Source organism: Pseudoduganella sp., assembly GCF_041914865.1.
Taxonomy (GTDB): Bacteria; Pseudomonadota; Gammaproteobacteria; order Burkholderiales; family Burkholderiaceae_D; genus Rugamonas.
The window spans coordinates 20,424-40,970 of record NZ_JAYSCO010000030.1 but is presented as its reverse complement, the minus strand read 5'-3'; the positions used below and the strand labels follow the sequence as shown (position 1 = coordinate 40,970).

Annotated in this window: 22 protein-coding genes; 14 read left to right on the top strand and 8 right to left on the bottom strand. The window is 63.7% G+C overall.

The features are described 5' to 3' along the window. Genes ACE3TQ_RS15300 through pabB form a run of 3 tightly spaced genes read left to right on the top strand, consistent with a single transcriptional unit; the run spans position 1 to position 3,075 of the window. Positions 1 to 711: a pyrimidine 5'-nucleotidase gene (locus ACE3TQ_RS15300; protein WP_374583144.1), complete on the top strand. Its 711-nt coding sequence runs from the start codon at positions 1 to 3 to the stop codon at positions 709 to 711. After that, positions 683 to 1,258: a nucleoid occlusion factor SlmA gene (gene slmA / locus ACE3TQ_RS15295; protein WP_374583143.1), complete on the top strand. Its 576-nt coding sequence runs from the start codon at positions 683 to 685 to the stop codon at positions 1,256 to 1,258. The genes ACE3TQ_RS15300 and slmA overlap by 29 nt, the downstream gene beginning before the upstream one ends. Then, on the top strand, positions 1,255 to 3,075 hold the full coding sequence (pabB, locus tag ACE3TQ_RS15290) for an aminodeoxychorismate synthase component I (protein ID WP_374583142.1): 1,821 nt from the start codon (positions 1,255 to 1,257) through the stop codon (positions 3,073 to 3,075). Before slmA ends, pabB begins: the two co-directional genes overlap by 4 nt. Here the strand turns inward: pabB and ACE3TQ_RS15285 are convergent. After that, a complete protein-coding gene (locus tag ACE3TQ_RS15285; RefSeq protein ID WP_374583141.1) occupies positions 3,061 to 3,420 on the bottom strand; it encodes a DUF1428 domain-containing protein in 360 nt (119 codons plus the stop codon). The genes pabB and ACE3TQ_RS15285 overlap by 15 nt on opposite strands. A gap of 22 nt (positions 3,421 to 3,442) precedes the next feature. Next, positions 3,443 to 4,405, bottom strand: a complete 963-nt coding sequence (gene ftrA, locus ACE3TQ_RS15280) for a transcriptional regulator FtrA (RefSeq protein ID WP_374583140.1) — start codon at positions 4,403 to 4,405, stop codon at positions 3,443 to 3,445. A 97-nt stretch (positions 4,406 to 4,502) separates the two neighbouring features. On the opposite strand from ftrA, the gene ACE3TQ_RS15275 reads away from it, so the two are divergent. Beyond that, positions 4,503 to 4,916 carry a rhodanese-like domain-containing protein gene (locus ACE3TQ_RS15275; protein ID WP_374583139.1) on the top strand — a complete coding sequence of 138 codons (414 nt, stop codon included), beginning with the start codon at positions 4,503 to 4,505 and terminating at the stop codon, positions 4,914 to 4,916. On the opposite strand, the gene ACE3TQ_RS15270 is transcribed toward ACE3TQ_RS15275, so the two are convergent. Beyond that, entirely contained in the window at positions 4,917 to 5,522 is a 606-nt protein-coding gene (locus tag ACE3TQ_RS15270; protein WP_374583138.1) for a glutathione peroxidase, read from the bottom strand. On the opposite strand from ACE3TQ_RS15270, the gene ACE3TQ_RS15265 reads away from it, so the two are divergent. The 4 genes from ACE3TQ_RS15265 (at position 5,521) to ACE3TQ_RS15250 (ending at position 7,570) form a co-directional block, all read left to right on the top strand. Next, positions 5,521 to 6,576, top strand: a complete 1,056-nt coding sequence (locus ACE3TQ_RS15265; protein WP_374583137.1) for a hypothetical protein — start codon at positions 5,521 to 5,523, stop codon at positions 6,574 to 6,576. The genes ACE3TQ_RS15270 and ACE3TQ_RS15265 overlap by 2 nt on opposite strands. A 75-nt stretch (positions 6,577 to 6,651) precedes the next feature. Next, a complete protein-coding gene (locus tag ACE3TQ_RS15260; protein WP_374583136.1) occupies positions 6,652 to 6,930 on the top strand; it encodes a hypothetical protein in 279 nt (92 codons plus the stop codon). Between the two features lie 37 nt (positions 6,931 to 6,967). Beyond that, complete coding sequence (locus ACE3TQ_RS15255) at positions 6,968 to 7,177, top strand: hypothetical protein (protein ID WP_374583135.1); 210 nt, start codon at positions 6,968 to 6,970, stop codon at positions 7,175 to 7,177. A 36-nt stretch (positions 7,178 to 7,213) separates the two neighbouring features. Next, positions 7,214 to 7,570 carry a hypothetical protein gene (locus ACE3TQ_RS15250; RefSeq protein WP_374583134.1) on the top strand — a complete coding sequence of 119 codons (357 nt, stop codon included), beginning with the start codon at positions 7,214 to 7,216 and terminating at the stop codon, positions 7,568 to 7,570. Between the two features lie 8 nt (positions 7,571 to 7,578). Here the strand turns inward: ACE3TQ_RS15250 and ACE3TQ_RS15245 are convergent, their stop codons facing one another. Further along, the gene (locus ACE3TQ_RS15245) at positions 7,579 to 9,183 is read right to left on the bottom strand and encodes an FAD-dependent oxidoreductase (RefSeq protein WP_374583133.1); all 1,605 of its coding nucleotides are present in this window, start codon (positions 9,181 to 9,183) and stop codon (positions 7,579 to 7,581) included. Next, complete coding sequence (locus ACE3TQ_RS15240; RefSeq protein WP_374583132.1) at positions 9,183 to 10,694, bottom strand: polyamine aminopropyltransferase; 1,512 nt, start codon at positions 10,692 to 10,694, stop codon at positions 9,183 to 9,185. Before ACE3TQ_RS15240 ends, ACE3TQ_RS15245 begins: the two co-directional genes overlap by 1 nt. A gap of 64 nt (positions 10,695 to 10,758) precedes the next feature. Here ACE3TQ_RS15240 and ACE3TQ_RS15235 point away from each other — a divergent pair, with 64 nt between their 5' ends. The 6 genes from ACE3TQ_RS15235 to rsgA all read left to right on the top strand — a co-directional run bounded on the left by ACE3TQ_RS15235 (position 10,759) and on the right by rsgA (position 15,476). Next, the gene (locus ACE3TQ_RS15235; protein ID WP_374583131.1) at positions 10,759 to 11,145 is read left to right on the top strand and encodes a DUF350 domain-containing protein; all 387 of its coding nucleotides are present in this window, start codon (positions 10,759 to 10,761) and stop codon (positions 11,143 to 11,145) included. Positions 11,146 to 11,164: 19 nt separating this feature from the next. Then, positions 11,165 to 12,211, top strand: a complete 1,047-nt coding sequence (locus tag ACE3TQ_RS15230; protein WP_374583130.1) for an SPFH domain-containing protein — start codon at positions 11,165 to 11,167, stop codon at positions 12,209 to 12,211. A gap of 10 nt (positions 12,212 to 12,221) precedes the next feature. Then, positions 12,222 to 13,709 carry a DUF4178 domain-containing protein gene (locus tag ACE3TQ_RS15225; protein WP_374583129.1) on the top strand — a complete coding sequence of 496 codons (1,488 nt, stop codon included), beginning with the start codon at positions 12,222 to 12,224 and terminating at the stop codon, positions 13,707 to 13,709. After that, positions 13,706 to 13,870: a hypothetical protein gene (locus tag ACE3TQ_RS15220; RefSeq protein WP_374583128.1), complete on the top strand. Its 165-nt coding sequence runs from the start codon at positions 13,706 to 13,708 to the stop codon at positions 13,868 to 13,870. Before ACE3TQ_RS15225 ends, ACE3TQ_RS15220 begins: the two co-directional genes overlap by 4 nt. Then, a complete protein-coding gene (speD, locus tag ACE3TQ_RS15215) occupies positions 13,867 to 14,226 on the top strand; it encodes an adenosylmethionine decarboxylase (RefSeq protein WP_374583127.1) in 360 nt (119 codons plus the stop codon). Before ACE3TQ_RS15220 ends, speD begins: the two co-directional genes overlap by 4 nt. Before the next feature lie 224 nt (positions 14,227 to 14,450). Further along, the gene (gene rsgA / locus ACE3TQ_RS15210; RefSeq protein ID WP_374583126.1) at positions 14,451 to 15,476 is read left to right on the top strand and encodes a ribosome small subunit-dependent GTPase A; all 1,026 of its coding nucleotides are present in this window, start codon (positions 14,451 to 14,453) and stop codon (positions 15,474 to 15,476) included. A 66-nt stretch (positions 15,477 to 15,542) separates the two neighbouring features. On the opposite strand, the gene ACE3TQ_RS15205 is transcribed toward rsgA, so the two are convergent. From ACE3TQ_RS15205 to ACE3TQ_RS15195, 3 genes are all read right to left on the bottom strand, one after another. Beyond that, positions 15,543 to 15,932: a VOC family protein gene (locus ACE3TQ_RS15205; RefSeq protein ID WP_374583125.1), complete on the bottom strand. Its 390-nt coding sequence runs from the start codon at positions 15,930 to 15,932 to the stop codon at positions 15,543 to 15,545. Positions 15,933 to 15,997: 65 nt separating this feature from the next. Continuing rightward, positions 15,998 to 16,636, bottom strand: a complete 639-nt coding sequence (locus tag ACE3TQ_RS15200) for a hypothetical protein (RefSeq protein ID WP_374583124.1) — start codon at positions 16,634 to 16,636, stop codon at positions 15,998 to 16,000. A gap of 19 nt (positions 16,637 to 16,655) precedes the next feature. Beyond that, a partial coding sequence (locus tag ACE3TQ_RS15195) for a beta strand repeat-containing protein (protein ID WP_374583123.1) occupies positions 16,656 to 20,547 on the bottom strand: 3,892 nt, incomplete at its 5' end.

Sequence of the window (20,547 nt, the reverse complement as noted above, 5' to 3'; positions counted from 1 at the left end):
GTGAATATTAAACCTTTGGCACCGGTCTGGCTGTTCGACCTGGATAACACGCTGCACAATGCTTCGCATGCCATCTTCCCTGCCATGGTGGAGAAGATGAACGCGTACATGGCGCGCGTGCTGGGCGACGGCGAATCGCCCGCCAGCCAGGAGGAAATCAGTGCGGCGCGCGAACGCTACTGGCGGCGCTACGGCGCCACGCTACTGGGCCTGGTGCGCCACCATGGCGTGGATGCGGCCCACTTCCTGCGCGAGACGCACGAGCTGCCAGACCTGGAAACCATGATCCGCCACGAGCGCGGCCTGGGCCAGCTGCTGCGCCGCCTGCCGGGCCGCAAGATCCTGCTGACCAACGCGCCGCGCGACTATGCGCGCAAGGTGGTGGGGCATATGGGCATCGGCCGTGCTTTCGCCGACCAGATTACGATTGAATCGATGTATGTACACCGCCAGCTGCGCCCCAAGCCGTCGCGCCTGATGCTGCAGCGGCTGTTGCGCCGGGAGCGGCTCGACCCGCGCCGGTGTATCCTTGTCGAAGACACGCTGGATAATTTGCGTACCGCGCATGCGCTGGGCATGCGTACCGTGTGGGTAACGCAATACCTGACCAAGCCGGGCAAAAGACCGGCCTGGCTCGATGTCAAAGTAAAATCTGTCAAACATCTGTCAAAACATAACAACTATGGCAAGTACACCGCCCGGACAGCGTAAGCTGCAAATTCTCCAGGCACTGGCTGAAATGCTGGAGCACCCCAAGGGAGAGAAGATCACCACGGCTGCGCTGGCGCGCAAGCTGGATGTATCCGAGGCGGCCCTGTACCGCCACTTCGCCAGCAAGGCCCAGATGTTCGAGGGCCTGATTGAATTTATCGAATCGTCCGTGTTCGGCCTGATCAACCAGATCGCCGACAAACAGGCGGACGGCCTGGCCCAGGCGCGCGATATCCTGGGCATGCTGCTGAATTTCGCCAGCAGCAACCCGGGCATGACGCGGGTGCTGATCGGCGATGCGCTGGTCAACGAGGACGAGCGCCTGCAACAGCGCATGAACCAGTTCTACGACCGCGTGGAGCTGGCACTGAAACAGGCGCTGCGAGCCGCAGCGGCCGAAGGTCAGGCCCACGAGGCCGACGTGGCGGCCCGCGCGGGCCTGCTGGTCAGCTTCGTGCTGGGGCGCTGGCACCGATACGCCAAGAGCGGCTTCAAGGCGAATCCTTCGCAAGACGCCGCCGTACAGATTGCATTGCTGCTGAATTGAACTGCTTTACCTTTGCTTTGCTGGACGACGCGAGCGTCGATCCAGCCACCGGCGCTGGCCGGCCTTCCCGCCTCTACACCGGCCACCAGGCCACCCTCGCCTGCCGCGACTTCGCCGCCTGGCCGGGCATGCTGGCCGAACTGCAGGCGGCGCTCGCGCGCGGGCTGCACGCGGTGCCGGTCCTCAGCTATGAGCTGGGCCACCATATCGTCGGCGTGCCGCCGCGCGCCGATGCCGATGCAGGAGCCGATGCTCCGCCGCTGGCGCAGGTGCTGCTGTTTGAGCACTGCGCCGGGCTGACCCAGGCCGAAGTGGCCGACTGGCTTGCCGCGCACGCCGGCGAAGGCCTGGCCGGCGTGGCCAATATCCGCTCCAACGTCAGCGAGGCGCAGTTCGTGGACGCCATCCAGCGCATCCGCGACTACATCGCGGCCGGCGACACCTACCAGGTCAACTACACCTACCGCCTGCACTTCGACGCCTTCGGTTCGCTGTTCGCGCTGTACCAGCGCCTGCGCGCGCGCCAGCCGGTGCCGTACGGCGCCCTGATCGGCTTTGAGGACGGGCGCGGCGTGCTGTCGCTGTCGCCCGAACTGTTCGTGCGCAAGGACGGCGAGCTGCTCACCGCGCGCCCCATGAAAGGCACGGCACCCGCCGCCGGCGACGACGCCGAAAACGCGCGCCGCGCCGCCGCCCTGGCCGCCGACCCGAAGAACCGCGCCGAGAACCTGATGATCGTCGACCTGCTGCGCAACGACATCGGCCGCATTGCCGCCACCGGCAGCGTGGAAGTACCGAAGCTGTTCGAGGTCACCCGTTTCAGCAGCGTGCTGCAGATGACCTCCACCGTGCAGGCGCGCCTGCGCCCCGACGCCACGCTGCACGAGATCTTCCAAGCGCTCTACCCCTGCGGCTCCATCACCGGCGCGCCCAAGAAGCGCACCATGGAAATCATCGCCGAACTGGAGCCGGAAGCGCGCGGCATCTACACCGGCGCCATCGGCTGGTTTGCGCCCGACGGCGACTTCTGCCTGAACGTGCCGATCCGCACCCTCACCCTGCAGGCGCCGCACAACGGCGTGCGCCAGGGCGTGATGGGCGTCGGCGCCGGCATCGTCTACGACAGCGAACCGCACGACGAATTCGCCGAATGCCAGCTCAAGGCACGCTTCCTCACCGGCCTGTCGAACGATTTCGAGCTGTTCGAAACCATGCAGGCCACGCGCGAAACCGGCCCGCGCCATCTCGAACGCCACTTGCAGCGCCTGGCCGCCTCGGCGCGCTACTTCGGTTTCAACTGGGACGAGGCGGCCGCCCGCGCCTACCTGACGCTGGCCTGCCAGGCCCTGCCGCCCGGCCAGCCGCACCGCCTGCGCCTGGCCATGAACGCCGCCGGCGCCTTTGCCGTGCAAAGCGGCGCGCTGGCGCCGCTGCAGGAACCGGTGCGGGTGCTGCTGGCCGATGCAACGACCGACAGCAGCGACCTGTTCCTGCGCCACAAATCCACCCTGCGCGAGCGCTACGACGCGGCCTGGAAAGCGGCCGACGCCCAAGGCGCCTTCGACCAGCTGTTCTTCAACGAGCGCGGCGAATTGACGGAAGGAGGACGCAGCAACGTCTTCATCCGCAAGGATGGGGTGTGGATAACGCCGCCCTTATCCAGCGGCATGCTGCCGGGCGTGATGCGCGCCGTGATCCTGGAAGCGTGGGGCGCGCAGGAACGCCCCGTCACGCGCGACATGCTGCTCGCCGCAGAGGAAATCGTGGTCTGCAACTCCCTGCGCGGCGCCATGCGCGCCAGCTTACATATCGATTAGCATTTCGAAGCCGCCGAAGATCAGCCGTTTACCGTCAAACGGCATGCTGGCCGGATCCATCATCTCTTTCAGGCGCGGGTCCGCCATCACCGCCTCGTTGATACGGTCGCGTTCCGCACGCGACTCGTAGACGATCCAGGAAAACACCACCACCTCGCCCTCTTCCAGCTTGACCGCTTGCGGGAAGGAAGTGTGGACGCCGACTTTCACATCGTCAGCCACGGTCTCGCGGTACTGCAGCGCTCCGTGTTCGCGCCATACCTTGCCGCATTTGCGCGACATATCCAGGTATGCCTCCATTTTGTCCTTGGGAACCGGTACCAGAAAGCCATCTACGTATGCCATGGTTGTCTCCTTTTTAATGGAGCTACAGCTTACCAAGGAATGCCCGACGATAGGCGCCCGGTGTGGTGGCCGCTATGCGGCGGAAATGGTGGCGCAGCGATTCCTCCGAACCGAAGCCGGCGCGCTCCGCCACCTGGGCCAGCGCAATATCCGGCGACTCGAGCAGATCCTTGGCCAGCGCCACCCGCTCGTGCGCCAGCCATTCGATCGCGCCCATGCCGGTCGCCTCCTGGAACTGGCGCTGCAGGGTGCGCGGGCTCATGGCCGCGCGCTCGGCCATGCTGGCCACCGTGTGCTGCTCGGCAGGATGGCTGCGCAGCCAGTCCATCAAACGCGACAGCCTGCCTTGCTCATCATGCGCCATGGGACGCGGCAGGAACTGCGCCTGGCCGCCTTCGCGGTGCGGCGCCACCACCAGCCGCTGCGCCACCATATTGCCGACCCGCGCGCCGTAATCGCGCCGCACCAGGTGCAGCAGCATGTCCAGCCCGGCCGCCGAGCCGGCCGAGGTAATGATCTGTCCCGCATCGACATACAGGTCATCCGCCAGCACCTGCACGCGCGGATAACGGCGCTGCAGGCGCTCCACGTAGCGCCAGTGGGTGGTGGCGCGCTGGCCATCCAGCACGCCCGCCGCGGCCAGCACGAACACGCCGGAACAGATGGTGCACAGGCGCGCGCCGCGCGCGTGGGCGGCGCGGATGTGCGCCAGCAAGGCCGGCGGCGGCTCTTCGTCGGCATCGCGCCAGCCGGGGATGATGATGGTGTCGGCGCGCTCCAGCAGCGCCGGTTCGTACAGCGCCTGCACCGTAATGCCGCCCGCCGCCCGGATCGGTCCCGGTTCAATGGCGCACACGGCAAAGTCGTACCACGGCACGCCCAGCTCGGGACGCTCGAGCGCAAACAGCTCGACGGTGCAGCCGAATTCAAAAGTGCACAGGCCATCGTAGGCCAGCGCCACGACCAGGTGTTTTTGCGCGCTCATGGCGCAATCTTAACGCAATATGGCGTTTGCGCCACTGCCGCGCAAGGCGGCGCCACCCGACAATGGCTCTACTTTCAACCGCTACAGGAGAACCAAGATGCCATCCATCGTCACCGAAGTCGCCGCCGCGCCCAGCACAGAAGCTTTGGCCCACTTTGAAGATTCACTGCGTTTTGAAACGGATTGCTGGGACGTGCACAGCGTGATGGGCACGCCGCAACAGGACTTTGTGCTGCTCGATGTGCGCGGAACGGAAAAATACGCCGCCGGCCACGTGCCGGGCGCGGTCGACCTGGCGCACCGCAAGATCATCGCCTCCAAGCTGGCCGAGTACCCGGCCGGCACGCTCTTTGTGACCTACTGTGCCGGCCCGCACTGCAACGGCGCCGCGCGTGCCGCCATCCGCCTGGCGAAACTGGGCCGGCCGGTGAAGATCATGACGGGCGGGATCACCGGCTGGCTGGACGAAGGCTTTGCCCTCGCCACCGCGCCGGTGACCGCCGCCGCTTAATCAGCCTGCCAGGGCTTTCTCGAGCGCGTCGGTCAATGCCTTGTCTTCCGGCTTGACCTTGCTCGGGAAGCTCTCGATCACATTGCCCTTGCGGTCGATCAGGTACTTGTGGAAGTTCCAGGCCGGCGTCTTGCCGGTCGCCTTGATCAGCTGCGCATAGAACGGGTTCGGGTTGTTGCCCGACACCACCGACTTGGCGAACATCGGGAACTTCACGCCATAGGTGTTGTAGCACAGGTCAGCGATTTCCTTGCTGCTGCCCGGCTCCTGCTTGCCGAAATCATTCGACGGGAAGCCCAGCACGACCAGCCCTTTTCCAGCGTATTTCGCATACACTGCCTCCAGTCCTTTGTACTGCGGGGTGTAGCCGCAATAGCTGGCGGTGTTCACCACCAGGATCACCTTGCCGGCGTACTGGCACAGGTCCTGCGGCGCGTCGTCCTGCAGGCGGTTGAAGGACTGTTTCAGGATAGCGGGGCAGCTCGATGCTGGCGCGGTGGCGGCAGCGGCGGTTGCAGGTTGCGCGGCGGGCGCCTGGGCCAAGGCGGCGGCGGCGCTCAGGCTCAGCGCGGACAGCGCGGCAAATTTGGTGAGGATAGATGGCATGGGTAGTCTCTTCCGTTTGGTTCGAGTTTCCGATTGTAAGACAAATGGCGGGCGCGCGTTCGCGTCGGCCGGGGTGCTGGCCGCCGCGCTGGCGGCGACGCTGCCGGGCGGGAACGCGGCGCTGGCCGCCGCCCCGCTGCCGGCCATGAAAACGCAGCAGGTGTCGGTCTCCGGCCTGTCGTCGGGCGCCTATATGGCCGTGCAATACCAGGTCGCCTATTCGGGCAGCGTGGTTGGCGCCGGCATCATCGCGGGCGGCACCTATTACTGTGCCCGCGGCAGCATGCTGACGGCGGTGGGCGGCTGCAAAGGCGCCGACGTCGCGGAACTGGCGGCCCTGACCCGCCAGCGCGCCGCAAGCGGCCAGGTCGATCCTGTCGCAAAACTGGCCACGCACCGCGTCTGGCTCTTCTCCGGCACGCAGGACGCGCTGGTGCCGCCCGCCACGGTAGCGGACCTGGCGCGCTATTACGCCGCCTTCATCCCGGCCGCGCAAATACAGTTCAAGAACGACCTGGCCGCAGGCCACGCCATGCCCACCGACTCCTACGGCAATAAATGCGATGCGCTGGCGCCACCCTTCATCAGCAACTGCGGCTACGACGCCGCCGGCCAGCTGCTGCAATGGATCTACGGCCCGCTGCAGCCGCGCCGCGCGGGCGCCGCCGCAGCCGGCAAGCTGGTCGAATTCAACCAGGCCGAATTCCTGGCCGCGCCCACCACGCACGGCATGGCCGATACCGGCTATGTATATATACCGCCTAGCTGCGAGGCGGGCGGTGCCGGCTGCAAGCTGCACATCGCCCTGCACGGCTGCGTACAGGATATCGGCACGCTGAAAGACACGTACGCCCTCAACGCTGGCTACAACGCCTGGGCCGACAGCAACCGCATCGTCGTGCTGTACCCTCAGGCCGCCGCCATCGCGCCCATGCCGAATCCGAAAGCGTGCTGGGACTGGTGGGGCTACGACGATCCCGACTACTCGATAAAGAACGGCCGCCAGCTGCGCGCCATCAAACAGATGGCCGACCGCCTGACCACCGGTTCCTGAGCACAGCAACCGCACCGACAACAACCCGCCGCAAGGCGGGTTTTTATTTTTCGGTGACAAATGTAAGGGTTTGTAATGACCGTCAACACACTGCTGAGTGAGCCCGTTTTCAGCTCAGTGACACAGGAAACAGTGCGCTACAAAAGATCAACCAACAGTGAGGATTTAAAAATGAAAAAAGTCATCGCAACCCTGATCGCCGGTCTGTTCGCAAGCGCCGCATTCGCACAACAAGCTCCTGCTCCAGCAGCACCTGCTGCACCAGCGTCCAAGGAAGTAAAGGCTGAAGTTAAGCAAGAAGCGAAGCAGGAAGTAAAACAAGAAGCCCAGAAGCCTGCCGCTGAAAAGAAGTAATTAGCTAAACAATTTATACCAATTACGAGGACGCACCATGAAAAAGATTACCGCCACCCTGATCGCCGGCCTGTTCGCCACCGCTGCTTTCGCCAACAGCCCGGCCCCTGCGCCAGCCGCAGCCCCGGCCGCTCCGGCTCCTGCAGCAAGCACCCAGGCCCCGCAAAAAGCGCCACAGGAAGTAAAGGCTGAAGCCAAACAAGAAGTGAAACAAGAAGCGAAACAAACTACCGCTGCAAGCAAGTAATCAAACAACCATCTCATCGTTAAAGGACACTACACCATGAAAAAGACCATCGCTACCCTGATCGCCGGCCTGTTCGCTACCGCTGCTTTCGCCACCACCCCAGCTCCTGCCGCTTCGTCGGCGCCAGCCGCGGCCCCTGCAGCAGCAGCAGCGGCTTCCAGCAGCAGCGCGAAAGCTGAAGCAAAAGTGGAAGCCAAGGCGGAAGCCAAGCCAGAAGCCAAGGTCGAGAAGAAGGTTGAGAAGAAGCCGGTGCACAAAGCCGCGCACAAGAAGGCCGAGAAGCCGGCTGAAACCAAGTCCGAAGTGAAGGCGAGCCCGGCCACGACCACGGCCGCGGCGCCTGCACCGGCTGCAGCCACGGCCACCGCAGCGCCTGCGCCAGCCGCCAAGTAATCCCCGTGCTAGCCGCGCAGCGCCCGCTGCGCGGCGCGGTATCCCCACCAGGAGGCTTCTTCGAACACGGAGAAGCCGCTCATATCCGAGTGCGCAAACAGCACCGGACCATCCATCTCCCGCAACGCCAGCAAGCCCGCATCGTTGCGGAAACCCGGCACCGGCACCGCCATCGCATGTCCGCGCAGCGTGATGTCCACCCTCTCCACGCAGCTCTCGAACTGCATGCCGTAGGCCGCGCGCAAATCGACGCTGGCCAGCGCCAGCAGTTCTTCACCGCTCGCCGTCGTCATCCACTTGCGCGTCTCGCGCGGATCGCGGCCCGATAGCGCCACATAGCTGGTGAAAACCGTTTTTTCCGGCGGCGTCACGCGGATGTCCTGGTGCGTCGACACCACATAGCCCAAACCCGGTGTGCCGTGCACCACGTTATCCCACGACAGCGGCGCCGACGGCAGCTCGCGCGGGAAACGCTTCATCACAAAGTTCGACACCATCCACGGCGCATGAATTTGCTTGTGGACATCCGGCATGTTTTCCACAACCCGCGCCGCGACATGCAGCGGCATCGCGCAGATCACGCGCCGCGCCCGGATCGTGAACGTGCGCGCCACGCCGTGTTCCAGCGCAAAGCACAACACCTCGACGCCGCGATCGCGCTCCGCCTCCGTGCGCACGCGCACCGCGCTGCCGGACAGCCGCTTCGGCCGCGCCAGGCGCTCCATCCCGCTGGCCAGCGCCTGCAAGCCCTCCGGCCAGGTCAGCCAGGCGCCCTGCTCCGCGTTCTCCGCCTCGCCGCCGCGCCCGCAGAAGTAATGCAGCCCGGCCCATGCCGAGACCTCGCCCAGCCCCGCGCCATAGTCGTCGCGGCAGCAGTAATCCAGGTACCACAGCAAGGAAGGCGAACGATAGCCGTTCCCTGCCGCCCAGGCGCCAAAGCTCATCGCATCCAGCCGCCGCGCCTCGGCATCCATCGACGCACGCTCGCTCGGGAAGGTAAACCGGCGCCGCCCGTCCGCTCCGACAGCGCCGCGCAAGGCATCGATCTGCGCGAAGAAGCGCTTATGCTCGGCCAACTCCGCCGCCGGCACGCCCTCATGCGGCAGCACGCCCTCCTGCCAGGCGCCGTTGAACAGCAGGCGGTCCTCCGGCCCGTGCAGCACAAAGCGCTCGTCGTAGTACGGACGGCGCGCATCCGCGCCGCGCACGATCACACCCAGGTCAGACAACAGCTCGCGCACATGGAAGCAGTCCTCGGTCGGCAATGGCAGGTAGTGCGCCCCGGTGGGATAGGCCAGCTCGCCAAAACGGCCGCCGGCCGCGTTGCCGTAAGGTTCCGGTCCGTCCAGCATCAGGAAGTCGTCCAGCCCCTCCTTGCGCAGCTTCCACGCCGCAGTCAGGGCCGCAACACCGGACCCCAGGATCAGCACATCGGTGGACAATGCCTGCGACGGCGCCGGCAAGGGCTTGCGGTCGCGAAGGAAGTGGCCCTCCTCGCGCCCCGGCGCATGCACCACCGGCGTGATCTCGCGCCAGCGCATATAACCCGCCACGCTGGCGGCAGCGCCCAAGCCGCAGGCGCCGGCCCAGGCCAGGAAAGAGCGACGCAGCATCAGCGGATCACCCTGCGCCAGTCCTGCTCGAATTCATGCACCAGCGACTGGGTATTCAAGCGGTTCGGCTTCATCTGCAAACGCTGCATATCCGGCGGGAAGCTGAACATCTCACGCGTGGTATCTGCATTCAAAAAGCGCATCGGCAGCCGGTACGACACCGGCGGCTTGTAATCCAGCTGCGGCGACGCGAGGATAAAGCCCCATTCGCCGAACGACGGCACATACACATGGTAAGGCCAGGTGCGCATGCCAACCTCGCGCAAGGTCGCATCCACCGTCCAGTAGGCGTGCGGCGCAAAGAACGGCGATGTCGACTGCACCACTACCAGGCCGTTGGCCGCCACATGGTTTTTCAGCACCCCATAGAACGGCACCGAATACAGCTTACCCAGGGCAAAGCTGGACGGATCGGGGAAGTCCACGATCACGGCATCGAACATTTCCCGGTTGTGCTGCAGCCACACCGCCGCATCCGCATTCACCACGCGCACCCGTTTGTCGCGGAAGGCACCCTTGTTGAGGGCCACCAGCTCGTCGCGCTGGGTGAAGGCCGCCGTCATCGCCGGGTCGAGGTCGACCACGGTGACATGTTCCACCTGTCGATAACGCAGGATTTCGCGCAAGGCCAGCCCGTCGCCGCCGCCCAGCACCAGCACCCGCTTGGCCCATGGCAGCGCCTCCATCACCGGATGCACCAGCGCCTCGTGGTAGCGGTACTCATCGCGCGAGGAGAACTGCAGGTTGCCGTTGATGTACAGGCGCAGGTCGTCCTTCCACTTGGTGATCACCAGCCGCTGATACGGCGTGCTGGTCGAGTACACGATCTCATCGCCGAACAGGCCATGCTCGCCCCACGCGGTCAGGCGGTCGGCGCTGATAAAGCCGACCACCAGCGCCAGCATCACCGCGCTGGCGCGCAACAGCCGCCCCACCACATTGGCCAGCTCTGTGCGGAAAACGTAAATTGTCCACAGGGCCACGCCAATGTTCAGCATCCCGAACAGGAAGCCGGTGCGCACCAGGCCCAGCCGCGGCGCCAGCACCAGCGGGAACAGCACCGACACCGCCAGCGCGCCCAGGTAATCGAAGGTCAGCACGCGGCTGACAATTTCGCTGAATTCGGTCTGGCGCGCGTTCAGCGCGCGCATCACCAGCGGGATTTCCATGCCCACCATGGCGCCCACCAGGAACACCGTGGTGTACAACATGGTGCGGAAAGGCGCCGCCGCCCATGCGTAGGTCATGAACAGCACCGCTGCCGACAGGCCGCCGATCAAGCCGACCGCCAGTTCGATGTCGACGAAGCGCGCCAGCACGTCCTCGTCCTTCACGTACTTGGAAAAGTGAGCGCCCACACCCATCGCAAACAAGTAGCAGCCGATGATGGTGGAAAACTGCAGCACCGAATCGCCGAGCAGGTAGCTGGAAAGCGCGCCCGCGATCAGTTCGTAAGCGAGCCCGCATGACGCGACGACGAAAACTGAAACTATGAGAATCTTTTTGGTCATTTCGGTGCTTTTGTTCTAATATGTTTCTTTTGGTACAAGCTTGTCACTTTAACCGGGGATCGACGTGAACGCCATCCTAAATTATCTGGTCCATCTGGGACTGGCCGCCTTGCTGCTGATCGTGTTCTTCAAGGCCTACACCTGGCTGACGCCATACGATGAAGTAAAACTGATCCGGCAGGGCAACCACGCCGCCGCATTTTCGCTGGGCGGCGCCATGCTCGGCTTCTCGCTGACGATCGGCTCCAGCATCCTGCACACGAATAATGTGCAGCAGTTTGTCGGCTGGGCGTTCGGTGCGATGATCGTGCAGGCGCTCGGCTACGCCGTCACCACGCGCTGCCTGAAAATGGCGCAGGACCAGATCGAAGCCGACAACAGCGCCTTCGGCGGCCTGCTCGGCACTATTTCGCTTTCCATCGGCGGCATCAATGCCGCTTGCATTTCCTGAACCTGAAAGAGGTCACATCATGGGTATCGGCAGCTTTATCAAGAAGCAGTTTATCGACGTACTGCAGTGGAACGAAGAAACGGAAGGCGTGCTGTCCTGGCGCTACCCGATGCAGGACTTCGAGATCCAGAACGGCGCCGTGCTGATCGTGCGCGAGTCGCAGATCGCCGTCTTCGTCAATGAAGGCCAGATCGCCGACGTGTTCGGCCCCGGCACGCACAAGCTCACCACGCAAACCCTGCCCGTGCTGACCAACCTGAAGAACTGGGACAAGCTGTTCGACTCCCCGTTCAAGTCGGATGTGTACTTCTTCAGCACCCGCGTGCAGACCGGCCGCAAGTGGGGCACCCCGCAGCCGATCACGATCCGCGACAAGGATTTCGACATGATCCGCGTGCGCGCCTTCGGCATGTACTCCTACCGCGTGACTGACCCGCGCAAATTCTTCACCGAATTGAGCGGCACGCGCGACACCTACACCCGCGAAGACGTGGAAGACCAGCTGCGCGGCATCCTGCTGGCCTCCATGGCCAACTCGCTGGGCGCGTCGCAGATCGCCTTCCTCGACATGGCGGCCAACCAGGCCCTGATGGCGCAGGAAGTCAAAGGCGGCCTGGCCGACGCTTTCGCGCGCTACGGCATCGGCCTGGATGAATTCAACGTGGCCAGCGTCAGCCTGCCGGAAGAACTGCAAGCCGCGCTGGACGAGCGTATCTCGGCCGGCATGAAAGGCAGCCTGGGCGCCGACAAGATGGCCGGCTACACCAAGTACCAGACCGCGCAAGCCATTCCGCTGGCAGCCCAGAACGAAGGCGGCCTGGCCGGCATCGGCGCCGGCCTGGGCGCCGGGCTGACCGTCGGCCAGGTGATGGGCCAAGCCATGGGCCAGGCCCTGCAGCCGGGCGCCGCACCGGCCGCCGCACCCGCCGCAGCACCGGCCGCCCCGGCGCAGGAGTCGATCGAAGACCGCCTGGGCAAACTGAAAGCCCTGCTGGACAAGGGCCTGATCTCGGCCGCCGATTACGACGCCACCAAGGCTGAACTGCTGAAAAAACTGATCGGATAAGCCAGGCCGCATGCAAACTGTTTCCTGCCCCAGCTGCGGCGCAGAGGTCAACTTCCGCTCGCACGCCTCCGTCATGGCGGTGTGCGAGTACTGCAACACGCGCGTACTGAAGGAAGCCGGCGCCGTCAAAGACCTGGGCAAGATTTCCTCCGTGCTGGAGGACTACTCCCCGATCCAGATCGGCACCAGCGGCGTGCTGGGCGGCCGCAACTTCACTGTCGCGGGCCGCATCCAGCTGCGTTACGACGCCGGCATGTGGAACGAGTGGTACCTCATCTTCGACGACGGCGCCAACGGTTGGCTGGGCGACGCCTCCGGCCAGTACACCGTCACCATGCTGCGTACGCCGCCCAAGCAGGTGCCGTCATTCGAGGAGCTGCGCGCCGGCCAGCGCTACACCCTCGTCGGCGCCCCGTATACGGTGGCCGACGTTCGCACCGCCCAATGCATCGGCGGCCAGGGCGAACTGCCGTTCAAGGTCGGCGACGGCTGGCAGGCGAAGGTAGCCGACTTCCGCCACGGCAGCAATTTCCTGACGCTGGACTACTCCGACGAAGGCCCGCCCCTGCTGTACACCGGCGTCAGCGTCACGCTGGAAAGCATGCAATGCCAGTTGCTGCGCGATCCCGAAGAGATCAAACGCACCACCGGCCGCTATCGCGGCAAGCTGGACACCCTGGGCTGCCCGAGTTGCGGCACCCAGATCAACTACCTGCCGGGCCTGACCGCCAGCCTGGTATGCCAGTCGTGCCAGACCCAGATCGACGCTTCCAGCCCAAAAGCGGAAGTCATCGCCAAAGGCGAACAGCACGACAGGGAATACTTCTCCCTGCCGCTCGGGGCCAAGGGTAAGCTCGGCAACCAGGACTTCACCGTCATCGGCGTCATGCGCCGCGCCGACGACGAAGGCACCGGCTGGACCGAATACCTGCTGTACGGCAGCCGCAACGGCTTCACCTGGCTGGTGGAGACGGAGGACGGCTGGTCGCGCGCCAACGTCATGGACCAGTGGCCGTACTCGGAAGGCCTGGGCGCGCCCCAGGTCACACTGGACAAGGCCGACTACAACAAGCTGTACGACTACAACTCGGTGGTGACCTATGCCGCCGGCGCCTTCAACTGGCGCGTCCAGGTGGGCGACCATACCCACGTGTACGAGTACAAGCGCCAGCAAGTCGTGCTGGCGGCGGAAGCCACGGCCAGCGAGCTCGGCTGGTCGCGCTCCACCCCGGTGGCCGTGGACCAGCTCAAGGCTTGGTTCGGCGACGCCGTAAAAGTTAAAACGCCGGAAGTGCCGCGCCACGCTATCGCGCAAGACTTCAGCACGGACCGCTGCAAGCGCTCCGCCAAAAACTGGATTATGGGCATGGTTGCACTGAACGCGATCCCGCTGCTGTTCAATTTCAGCAGCGCCATTGTCTACACCCTGTTCGCCGCGGCGGCCATCTACGTGCCCGCCGCCATTATTGATGCACTCGACGATACGCTGAAAAAATGAGCAAATTCTTTGGCTACGCTTTGTTTGTAACTGCCATCAGCGTCATCGGCAGCTGGACCAGCTGGGCAAGCGGCCCATCCAGCGGCAGCAGCAGCTACCACGGTAGCAGCTGGTCCTCCAGCTCTGGTAGCTGGGGCGGTGGCGGCGGAGGCCATAAGTGAGCATTCACCAACCTAGCGGCACGCATCTGCTGGCCGACATGTCAGGCATTGAGCCTGGCCTGCTGGTGGATTGCGCACACATTGAACAGTTGCTGCGCGCCGCCGCCACGGCAGCGGGCGCCCAGGTGCTGCACAGCCATTTCCACAGCTTTGGCCCGGGCCTCGGCGTGACGGGCGTGGTACTGCTGGCGGAATCGCATATTTCCATCCACACCTGGCCAGAAAACGGCTTTGCCGCCGCCGATATATTCATGTGCGGCGCCGCCCAGCCCCACGTCGCGCTGGAAGCCATCGAGGACGCGCTGCAGCCGGAATACTCGGAAGTGCGCACGGTCGACCGCGCACCGCCGCATTGACTTGCCGCCGCGCCAGTGCGACACTGGCGCCTTCTACAACAACCTTCAGGAGAACTCCCATGCGTAAATTGGATATTGCCCTCCTGTCGGCTGCCTGACCTCCAGCGTCCCCGCTCGATCCTGAACTGAGCTTGTGCGCCTGAGCAGGCGCCGACCTTTCCAAACTTATCCCGCTTGCCGTGCCATGCACGGCTGGCCGTGTTCATCCTTGGAAAAAGCTCATCATGATCGACTTCGACTACGAAGCATTACGCCGTATCGGCCTTAACAACACTATTATTTCGCGCCTGGCCGACATTAGCGCCACCAGCGCCAGCAGCCGCCTGTGCCGTATTACCGAATACCAGCGCGACCGGATTACCCTGCACGACGGCGCGGCTGAATTCTCCGCCCGCGCGCTGCCCCGTCTGTTGCAAGAGACCCCGCTTTGCGTGGGCGATTGGATTATTGCCGAAACCAATCCGCTAAATGAGGTGTGGATAAGCCAGCGCTTATCCCCAATGAATCAGATCACCCGCGCCGATTCGCCGCCAATCGCCAGCAATATCGATACCGCATTATTGGTGATGGGCCTGGACGGCGATTTCAATTTACGCCGCCTGGAACGCTATCTCGCCCTGGTTACCGCATCGCAGATAACGCCATTAATCATCCTCAGCAAACCGGATATTTCTCCGGATGCGGATGAAAAAATCGCCGCCTTAATCGCACGGATTCCCCCCGGCACCGATTTATTCAAGATTAATGGCACCGATCCCGAATCGGTTGCGCAATTAAACGGCTGGCTTGGCGCAGGCCAAACCATTTGCCTGCTTGGTTCTTCCGGCGCAGGTAAATCGACATTAACCAATGCTTTAACGGGAGCGGACCAGGAAACTGGCGGCGTACGCCAGGGAGATAATCGCGGCAGGCATACCACCACGGCCCGCTCCATGCATATCTGCCCATCCGGCGCCTGCATTATCGATACCCCTGGATTAAGAAGCCTGAGTCCGGATTCATTATCGTCCGCTTTTGCGGACATTGAATCACTGGCGCTTGATTGCCAATTCCGCGATTGCCGCCATGACGGTGAACCGGGATGTGCGGTGGTGGGGAATATCGACGCTGACCGCCTGCGCAATTTTCATAAATTGCAACGCGAGGTGCGCCGCAACCAGCAAACCGCGCTGGAACGGATCGCTGAACGCAACAAGTGGAAAGCCCTGATGAAATCAGTGGCGGCGCGCAACAAGCAGAAGTGGAGCTAGGTTTCCTTAGACCAAAATGTGGCATGATTGCACCAGAAGTTGGCTTTCATGCCACGCCGCGCAGCCCTATCCTTCCTGCACGGTGGCTTCGATATTATTGCCGTCGTAATCGATAATGAAGGCGCTGTAGAAGTTCGCTTCATTGAGGCGTGGACCGGGCGGGCCATTATCTTCGGCCCCCAAGTCCATTGCGGCATAATAAAACGCATTCACCGCCGCGCGGTCCGGGGCAATGAAAGCGAGGTGAATGGGACTACGCGAGGCTTCATGCTCGCTGTTCCAATAACTGGGAATTTCGGAGCCGATCCAGATAAATGGATGGCCGGAAACTGGGGCATATATTGCCCAGTCGAGATCTGTCACAGTACGTGATATACCCAGCGGCGCCAGGCAAGCATCATATAATGCCGCGCTCCGCACGAAATCAGATACCACCATTCCAAAATGGTGAATCATGGTACCTCCGCTGGCAATTAAACTGTATGGCCAGCGTAACACTGCCGCGCCAAGCGCGGCGCACTTCAGAAATAACGGGTGTAAGCACCCGATAATGCACCAAAGCTGCGCCGGCCATATTCCACCGATGGCGTCCCGCCGCGGCGTGGACCGACAAGGCTCAGGTGACTATACTGAAAAGAAATACTATTTCCTGGCGAAACTTGATAAGCCAGACCTAGACGGCCCTGATAAGCCAGTCCGCCCCGGGATGCCGGACCAAGACATTCGCAACCGCTGCTAAAGCGCAGGGTTGGCAATTTGGCCCTGCCCCAGCCTATGCCAATACCGCCGAATACGCGCAGCGATGCGCTCACAGCATCATGCCGATAAATATTGGCCAGCACCACGTCATAATGTCCGCGTTGCCCGCCCGGTTCGGCGATTCCGCTCAATTCGAGCGAATCAATCTTGATGCGGCCGTGGCCAAATTCCAGCTCATAGCGCGCGTGCGCCGTTTCGCGGCCCACCATCAAGCCTGCATGGTTTCCCCGCTTGAGTCCCAGCTTACCGTTGGCTTCCACCCCGCCGAAATCGACCTTGGCGGGCCAGTCGTCCAGGTTATTCACCCCCACGTGACCCGCCATATACCAGCTGGCCGGCTCGGCCGCCGCCGCGCCTCCGGCCAAACCCAAAAGAACAACCAGACCGCCGAATGCTTTCATGCGCCGCTCCTTATGCAAGTCAGGCCCCGAAACCGGTACCGAACACCGCGTTCACATCTGCCGCCGCCGCGGCACCGCCATGCGCAATGCCAACCAGGCTTACTTGCGCAAGGTAATGCTGTTCGACCGCTTCTACAAAGCCTGCGTCGGATGTGCTGCGATAACTGCCTGCGAGTGACTGTACCAAAGCCTTCACCCCTGCATTGTCACGGTTTGCAACAAGGTAGCCTTCCACATCAAACGCGAATGCGCTTTCCACCGTAGTGCTGAACTTGGCGCCCAGGTCCTTGAAGCCTTTGCCGCCCAATCCCAGGGCCAGGGCATCGGCTTGCGACAGCAGCTGGGTCTGGCCCATGGCGTTCTGGTACAAGTGGATATTGACGCCAACGCCGGACCCCGCTGCGGCTGCAGTGAAGCCTGTGCCCTTGGCCAGTTCAAAGCAGGCATACGGCATACTGTCGCCGGCGGCGGCAAAGTACCAATCCTTGGTGTAAGGCTGGTAATAGGCATTTAGCTGGCGGCCACCCTGGTCGGCGCTGAGCGCGTCGAACCTGGCGCCTTCGAACACGTTGCCGGCGCCTTTGGCGATTACGGCTGCTTCCTGCGCGTTGCTAGTGTAGCAGCGGTCGCCATTCGCCAGCCGCACGCTATAAACCGGGTTTTCCACGTGGGGCGGCTCGACGTGTTGGGCCAGCATGCCGGGGTCGACGATCACGCCGTTGGCGAGGCCGTCCTCGTCGCCCCAACCGCCATCGGTCAGGGTGATGACCACGCGGTCAACCTTGCCGTCGCCGTTCGAATCGACCAGGGTGGCGCCGTTGTCGAAGGTGTCCAGGCGGCCATCATCGAGGAAACTGTACCAGCGCTTGTTGGCCTGGTCCCATTTAATGAAGTCATTAGCCTGCACGCCGCCGGCGGCCAGGTCGATCACCACGCGGGTCTGCAGGCCGGCGATGTCGGCCGCCATGTCTGCCAACGGGGCGCCGCCTTCCTGCGCTTTAACGGAGAAGTTGAACATGGGCGAGACGGCGGTGGTGTTGGCATCCATCGGAGCCGGCGCCGCACTCAGGCTCAAGTCGAGCAGTTGCGCCCCGGCGGTCAGCTTCACCGCCGCGCCCGGGGCGGCAGCATCGGGCGTACCGGCCATAATCGCGCCGAAGCTGGCTTGCGAGGCGTTCTTGCCAAGCACGAATTCGGCCAGGGAGGCGAGCGGCATCTGTGCGACGGCGTGCTGCTGCCAGTCCGCCACGCCGTCTTTATTGAAGTCACCGCCGTTGGCGGCCAGCTCGATCGATGGCGCTACACCATCCACGTCGGTCACGATGGTGACCTTGACTGGCGACTCGGCGACCACCTTGCCGCTGGCGTCAAGCACTTGGGAAATGAAGGTGTAATCGCCGTCATCCAGGTTCGGGGTTGCCAGGTTCACCTTGCCCGTTTTCAGCGCTTCGTCGCTGATCGAGACCGAGGCCAGGGACTTGCCGTCAGTAGTCATCAGCCGCGCGCTGCCGCCGGAGCTGAAGAATCCGGCACCGGAAAGCGTGAATTCTGGCGCAATCACGCTGGTTACGAGATCGGCATTGCTGGCACCGTCGTCAGTGGTCGGATCAAGTGCCGCGCCGAATATTGGCTGCACCACTGGCGGGGTCACTACGACCGGAGGCGTGACTACTGGCGGCGTGACCACAGGTGGAGTTACTACTGGCGGTGTGACGACCGGCGGGGTAACAACTGGCGGAATGACAACCACTGGCGGGGCGACATCATTATCGATAATGGTCCCGGTGGCCGCCACGCCGCCTACCGTAATCGCCAGGCTTTCTGCCGACTCGACCAGTGCATCGTCGACGGTCGGCGCAGTGATCGTAAACGAAGTCACATGCGCAGGTACAACGACAATCCCCGTCGTCGCATCGCCATTCTTCCATGCCACGCCGTGGCTGAACACCAGGGCGTTACTATCCCCGACACCCGCAGTACCGCCAACGGCAAGGCTGAATTCCGTGCTGGACGGGCTGGCCGCATTCAGGGCCACCACGTATTCCAGGTTACCGCCCTCCACTACGCTATTCGACGCCGAAACCGAAGTAACCGACTGCGAATCGTTGTCCGTAATGGTCCCAGCCGAGGCCACACCGCCAACCGTCAGCACCAGGCTCTCGGCCGACTCAATGACGGCATCATCAACAGTCGCCACCGTGACAGCGAAGCTCACGACACCAGCCGGGACGACGATGATGCCAGTGCCTGCATCGCCATTCTTCCACGCCACCCCGTCGCTGAAGGACACCGCGCCGACATCAGCACCAGAAGCCGAACCACCCAGTCCCAACGTAAACTCCGACGCAGCCGGGCTGGCGGTGTTCAGCACCACACTGTAGCGCAGGCTTGCGCCTTCAACGACCGAACTGTCGGCAGGGTTAGCGCCGGTATGGGCGGCATCCTCCGCCGTAACGCTGGTCACGCTCTGGCTATCGTTATCCGTAATGTGGCCGGTGCCAGCCACGCCACCCACCGTCAATACCAGGCTCTCGGCCGACTCGATCAGCGCGTCATCAACTGTTGCAACCGTCACTTTAAAGCTGGTCACACCAGCCGGCACCACGACAATGCCGCTATTCGCATCGCCATTCCTCCAGGCCACGCCATCGCTGAAGGACATTGCACCATGATCGGCGCCAGCCGCCGATCCGCCAGTGGTAAGCGTATATTCCGTTGCGACCGGCGAGCTGGCATTCAACGCCACGGTGTACAGGAGTGAACCGCCCTCCTCCACGCTGGAATCGGTCGGGCTGGCACCCGCATGTGCGGCATCCTCTGCCAGGACGGAGGAAACGCTTTGTACATCGTTATCGGTAATGGTTCCCGTCGCAGCCACGCCTCCGACCGTCAGCACCAGGCTCTCGGCCGACTCAACGGCCGCATCATCCACCGTCGCCACGGTCACTTTGAAGCTCGCCACACCGGCCGGCACCACCACGATGCCAGTACCGGCATCACCGTTCTTCCACGCCACGCCATCGCTGAACGACACCGCGCCCAGGTCGCCCGCGCTCGCGCTGCCGCCCAGGGTCAGCGCAAACTCGCCCGCCACCACACCGGCCGCGTTCAACGTCACCGTGTACTGCAGCGAAGCGCCTTCCACCACGGTGCTGTCGGTCGGGTTGGCGCCGGTGTTGGCCGCATCTTCCGCCAGTACTGCGGACACGCTCTGCGAATCGTTATCGGTAATCGTCCCGGTCGCAGCCACGCCACCGACCGTCAGCACCAGGCTCTCGGCGGATTCGATGGCCGCATCATCCACCGTCGCCACGGTGACCTTGAAGCTCGCCACACCGGCCGGCACCACCACGATGCCAGTGCTGGCATCGCCGTTCTTCCACGCTACGCCATCGCTGAACGACACGGCGCCCAGGTCGCCCGCGCTCGCGCTGCCGCCCAGGGTCAGCGAAAACTCGCCCGCCACCACACCGGCCGCGTTCAGCGTCACCGTGTACTGCAGCGAAGCGCCTTCCACCACGGTGCTGTCGGTCGGGTTGGCGCCGGTGTTGGCCGCATCTTCCGCCAGTACTGCGGACACGCTCTGCGAATCGTTATCGGTAATCGTCCCGGTCGCAGCCACGCCACCGACCGTCAGCACCAGGCTCTCGGCGGATTCGATGGCCGCATCATCCACCGTCGCCACGGTGACCTTGAAGCTCGCCACACCGGCCGGCACCACCACGATGCCAGTGCTGGCATCGCCGTTCTTCCACGCTACGCCATCGCTGAACGACACGGCGCCCAGGTCGCCCGCGCTCGCGCTGCCGCCCAGGGTCAGCGAAAACTCGCCCGCCACCACACCGGCCGCGTTCAGCGTCACCGTGTACTGCAGCGAAGCGCCTTCCACCACGGTGCTGTCGGTCGGGTTG